We start from the raw sequence: 4,816 nt of genomic DNA on the forward strand, positions 1-4,816 counted from the left end.
GCACCTGCCTTGCAAGCAGGGGGTCAGGAGTTCGAATCTCCTCATCTCCACCATAATGATAATAAGCCTTAGGGCATGAGATAAAGACAGGATTAAAACCTGTCTTTTTTGTTTGTGTAAAAAAATATTTATTTACATATATGGATAATATGATAAGGAGGAAATTTAGTGAATAGCATTATAGTGACAGTTGCTTCTGTTTGTTTAGTGGCACTTACAGTTATTAATTTTTAAGATGGGATCAGTAATCATTGTTTTTATTAATGAAAGGATTTTATGATGAATAATAATCGTAAAAACGTAGTTATACTGGTGATGTTTTGTTTATTGGCTGTTATATTTACTGGTTGTGGAAATAGTCCTCAAAATGATAATTCTTCAAAAGGCGAAAGTACAAAAGAAGTGTATATTGTAGCAGCTGCTAGTATGACAGATGCTATTCAAGAAATTGGTGCAAATTATGAAAAAGAACATCCGAATGTAAAATTGACTTATAATTTTGGTAGTTCTGGAGCTTTGCAAACACAGATAGAACAAGGAGCTCCAGCTGATGTATTTATTTCAGCAGCACAAAAGCAAATGAATGCCTTGGCTGAAAAAAATTTAATTGATAAATCTACACGTAAAGATTTATTAGAAAATAAAGTGGTTTTAATTGTACCTAAAGATAGTGACTTGGCTTTATCTGATTTTACACAATTAGCAACAGATAAAATTAACAAAATAGCTTTAGGAGAACCAAAAGCTGTACCAGTTGGACAATATTCTGAAGAAATCTTTTCTAATTTAAATATTTTAGATGCAGTAAAACAAAAAGCAGTTTATGCTTCTGATGTGCGTCAGGTGCTAGGTTGGGTAGAAACGGGTGAAGTTGATTGTGGTATAGTTTATGCTACAGATGCAGCTATATCCGATAAAGTAAAAGTATTGCTAGAAGCTCCGGCAAATACACATAAACCAGTAATTTATCCAATCGCCATGGTAAATTCCTCTAAAAATCCAGATATTGCTAAGGATTTTATAGCGTATTTATCTCAAGATGAACAAAAAGCTATCTTAGCAAAATATGGATTTGATGTAAAATAATAAATATATAGCGACAAATTAAAACAGATAGATGTTTTAGCTTGTCGCTATTTTCATTTGAGGTGAAAAAATGGATTTTTCTCCATTGTATATATCATTGAAAACAGCAGGGCTTGCTACAATAATTACTTTTATTTTAGGTATATATGCAGCTAGATTTATTTGTAAATTAAAAAAATATCAAGGTTTTATTGATGGTATTATCACTTTACCATTAGTTTTGCCACCAACAGTAGTAGGGTTTTTTTTATTGCTTTTTTTAGGAAAAAATAGTTTTATTGGACAATTTTTAAATCTATTTGATATCAATATAATTTTTTCATGGCCAGCTACAGTAATTACAGCGGTCGTGGTGTCTTTTCCATTGATGTATAGAACAACGCGTGGAGCTTTTGAGCAGATTAATAAAGATTTAATATTTGCAGCAAGAACTTTAGGCATGAGTGAAGAAAGAATTTTTTGGAAAATTATATTACCTTTAGCCAAAACGGGAATTTTGGCAGGAGCAATTTTATCTTTTGCTAGAGCTTTAGGCGAATTTGGGGCGACAATTATGCTTGCAGGAAATATTCCAGGAAAAACGCAGACAATGTCAACGGCAATTTACTCTGCTGTGCAGGCAAATGACCAGGAAACAGCTTTTGTCTGGGCTGGTATAATTATTGTAGTATCCTTGATAGTCATGGTAGTGATGAATTATTGGTTGAAAAAGCAACAACGAGTTAATAATTGAGGTGGATTAAATGGCCTTAGAAGTAGCAATAAAAAAGTATTATTCTGATTTTACTTTGGATGTGAAATTTAATACGAATAAAGGAATTTTAGGAGTATTAGGTGCGTCTGGTTGTGGAAAAAGTATGACGCTAAAATGTATAGCTGGTATAGAAACACCGGATGAAGGCAAAATAATTCTCAATGGTAGAGTTTTATTTGACAGTGAAAAAAAGATCAATTTATCTCCTCAAAAGCGAAATATAGGATATTTATTTCAGAATTATGCTTTATTTCCACATATGAATGTTAAGGAAAATATTGCAGTGGGTATAAAAAATAAAGAGGATAGACAAAAAATCATAGATAAATATTTAAAAGTTTTTCATTTGGAAGATTTGCAAAAAGCTTATCCTAGAAATTTATCAGGTGGACAACAACAAAGAGTGGCACTAGCAAGAATATTTGCATCAGAACCAGATATATTGATGTTAGATGAACCATTTTCAGCCTTAGATGATTTTTTAAAATGGCAAGTTGAATTAGAACTTGCTAAGATTTTAAGATTATATGGAAAAAATGTGTTATTTGTTTCGCATAATAGAGATGAAATTTATCGTTTTTGTGATGATATAGTAGTTTTGTCTCAAGGCAAAATCGTATCTGCCAGTACGAAAAAAGAACTATTTGAAAAGCCAAATACATTGGCTGCTTCTAAATTGAGTGGTTGTAAAAATCATTCACGCATAATAAAAATTGATGAATTTAGATGTAGAGCAATCGATTGGAATATTGATTTAGCAGTGAAAGTGTCTATTAAAGATGATGATAAATATATAGGTATTAGAGCTCATGAATTGATAGTAATTGATGATGAAGATCAAATAAGGCAAAAAGATATAAATGTGGAGAATTTTATTATTGAAGAATTGATCGAAAATATATTTAGCATAGTGATAATGTTGAGAAAACCTCAATCATTATCGGCTATTCGCTTAGAAGTAGAAAAGAAATATTGGCAAAACAATAAAAAGATTGGCGATGAAATATGGGTAAAATTGCCGTCGGATAAAATTTTTATATTGGCAAAATAATAAAAAACTCATTTCTATATGCAATATGATACATATGGAAATGAGTTTTTTGTTTATGTCTTATACAGTATTTATTTAGTAATAGTAAATTTAAAAGTAGTGTATTTATCAGATTGCTTTTCAGTAGTCAATTTTATTTGGTGCAAATTTGCCAGATGTTGAGCGATTTTTATCTCAATACTATTGAAGATACTGTCATCTTCTGTTGTTTGATAAAATTGAGGGAACATATCAGGTAGATGTTCAACTGATATTTCATTATTATTATTTTGTATATATATATAGTAATTATTGGTGTCTTCTAAAACTTTAATGATTAAATCACTATTTTGAGGATATATTTGAAGGGCTTTGTCCAAGGTTTCACAGAACATCTGTTTTAGGCGGTTATTATCTCCTGTGAATAAGATGATTTCTTTAGCTAAATCAATATCCAATTTAATTTTTATTTTTTGTTCTTTAGCCATTTTTTCACGTGCTTTGATACTGTCTTGTAAAATTTCTATCAGATTTAATAGATCTTTTTTTAAGGTGAAATCTTGATTATCCAATTGAGATAAATCCAAAAGATTATTAGCAATCATATCGAGTTTTTCAATATTTTTTTGCATTTGTTTGCAAAGCGGATCATTAGTTAAATGTTTTTTCTTAGTGAGTTCTTGAATATTATGTTTTAATTCTTTTAATGGTGTGTGTAATTTATATGCAGTTTTGATGATTAGATTGTTATCAGATTGAGCTTTTTCTTTAGATGTAGTCTCAAGATTTTGCACATAAATTGAAAGATGATTTAAATTTTGAGCTAATTGAGATATTTCATCATCAGATTTTGTCTTTATATGTGACGTATAATTGTGTTGTAAAATTTTTTCAATAAATTGATTTAGTATTTCTAAAGGTAAAACATATCTTTTTATTAAAATTTTTAGTAAGAACATTAAAATTACAAATAAAATTACCGAACAGAATAGTAATAGAGCAATACCATCATATCAACTGAATTTTAACGTAGGGAGTTTGCTATGTAAAAGTAAAGCTCCTTTGATATTACCTTCGCTATTATATATAGGAACACCGACAGTAGTATATTGTGGCTGCGTATAGATATCAAAATCTTGGGTGCGAATATTTTGACCGTTTAAGACATTTTGTAAATCATTAGCAGCTGGAGCAGAAAGCTGATTATAATTGAGTGCAGGATTAAAACGACAACCAATTATTTGCAAAGTGTCTTTATCAACTAACCAAATTTCACCTTGTTCTAAAATATTTACTAATTGTAATATGTTGGAATTATAAATATTGGCTAGTGGATAATTACCAGTTGATTTACTTAAGATATCTGCTATAGATAGAGCGGTGCTCTCTAAGCGGCTATTTTCTATATTTTGGGAATGCTGTAGAAATAAATAGCCAAATGTTATACTGAATAATACAACAAATAAAATAAGTATTGTTGACATGATCAACAATATTTTATTGATAAGTTTTGACATAATATAACCTCTAGAATAATCATAAAATAATTTTTAAATAGATTTTAGCATAAAAAAGTAAAAGAAAAAACACTTTTTCATGATTAAAAAGGCTTATAATATAAAGCTTTTGTAAGTTTTTATAAAAAAACTAAAAAAAGTTAAAAAAAAGTGTTGACAAGATGCTCATTATTTAATATACTATAGAAGCTGGCTCGTGAGCCAACAAGAAAAAAGCCAAACGGCTTGAACATAAGAATATGGGCCTATAGCTCAGCTGGTTAGAGTGCACGCCTGATAAGCGTGAGGTCACTAGTTCAAGTCTAGTTAGGCCCACCATTATTGATCTTTGAAAACTGCACAGAAGAAGAAATGCAAAAAAACAAATTCACCAAAATAAAAAGCAAAAATGCTTCTCTTATGAGTTTAAGTGGATTGAACCAAGCATTT

General features: G+C 29.7%; 5 protein-coding genes and 1 tRNA gene. 4 read left to right on the plus strand and 2 right to left on the minus strand.

Annotated elements, in window-relative coordinates:
- The first annotated feature begins 279 nt into the window (after nucleotides 1-279).
- The 3 genes from modA (at nucleotide 280) to Q5I67_RS10370 (ending at nucleotide 2,891) form a co-directional block, all read left to right on the plus strand.
- Nucleotides 280-1,086, plus strand: coding sequence for a molybdate ABC transporter substrate-binding protein (modA, locus tag Q5I67_RS10360; protein ID WP_302487270.1), 807 nt, complete (start codon nucleotides 280-282; stop codon nucleotides 1,084-1,086).
- A 70-nt stretch (nucleotides 1,087-1,156) separates the two neighbouring features.
- On the plus strand, nucleotides 1,157-1,819 hold the full coding sequence (modB, locus tag Q5I67_RS10365; RefSeq protein ID WP_302487266.1) for a molybdate ABC transporter permease subunit: 663 nt from the start codon (nucleotides 1,157-1,159) through the stop codon (nucleotides 1,817-1,819).
- A 10-nt stretch (nucleotides 1,820-1,829) separates the two neighbouring features.
- Complete coding sequence (locus Q5I67_RS10370) at nucleotides 1,830-2,891, plus strand: sulfate/molybdate ABC transporter ATP-binding protein (protein WP_302487267.1); 1,062 nt, start codon at nucleotides 1,830-1,832, stop codon at nucleotides 2,889-2,891.
- Between the two features lie 71 nt (nucleotides 2,892-2,962).
- On the opposite strand, the gene Q5I67_RS10375 is transcribed toward Q5I67_RS10370, so the two are convergent.
- Both Q5I67_RS10375 and Q5I67_RS10380 read right to left on the minus strand, forming a co-directional pair.
- Nucleotides 2,963-3,829: a HAMP domain-containing sensor histidine kinase gene (locus Q5I67_RS10375; protein WP_302487268.1), complete on the minus strand. Its 867-nt coding sequence runs from the start codon at nucleotides 3,827-3,829 to the stop codon at nucleotides 2,963-2,965.
- Between the two features lie 54 nt (nucleotides 3,830-3,883).
- On the minus strand, nucleotides 3,884-4,387 hold the full coding sequence (locus tag Q5I67_RS10380) for a hypothetical protein (RefSeq protein ID WP_302487269.1): 504 nt from the start codon (nucleotides 4,385-4,387) through the stop codon (nucleotides 3,884-3,886).
- Between the two features lie 241 nt (nucleotides 4,388-4,628).
- On the opposite strand from Q5I67_RS10380, the gene Q5I67_RS10385 reads away from it, so the two are divergent.
- A tRNA-Ile gene (locus tag Q5I67_RS10385) sits at nucleotides 4,629-4,705 on the plus strand.
- The last annotated feature ends 111 nt before the right edge of the window (nucleotides 4,706-4,816 follow it).

The sequence above is a fragment of the uncultured Megamonas sp. genome (assembly GCF_958438645.1).
Lineage (GTDB): Bacteria > Bacillota > Negativicutes > Selenomonadales > Selenomonadaceae > Megamonas.

Bases quoted from the DNA above. Each gene is read 5' to 3' on its own strand.
- modA (WP_302487270.1), top strand. From the start codon at position 280: ATGAATAATAATCGTAAAAACGTAGTTATACTGGTGATGTTTTGTTTA.
- modB (WP_302487266.1), top strand. From the start codon at position 1,157: ATGGATTTTTCTCCATTGTATATATCATTGAAAACAGCAGGGCTTGCT.
- Q5I67_RS10375 (WP_302487268.1), bottom strand. From the start codon at position 3,829: ATGTTCTTACTAAAAATTTTAATAAAAAGATATGTTTTACCTTTAGAA.
- Q5I67_RS10380 (WP_302487269.1), bottom strand. From the start codon at position 4,387: ATGTCAAAACTTATCAATAAAATATTGTTGATCATGTCAACAATACTT.
- Q5I67_RS10370 (WP_302487267.1), top strand. From the start codon at position 1,830: ATGGCCTTAGAAGTAGCAATAAAAAAGTATTATTCTGATTTTACTTTG.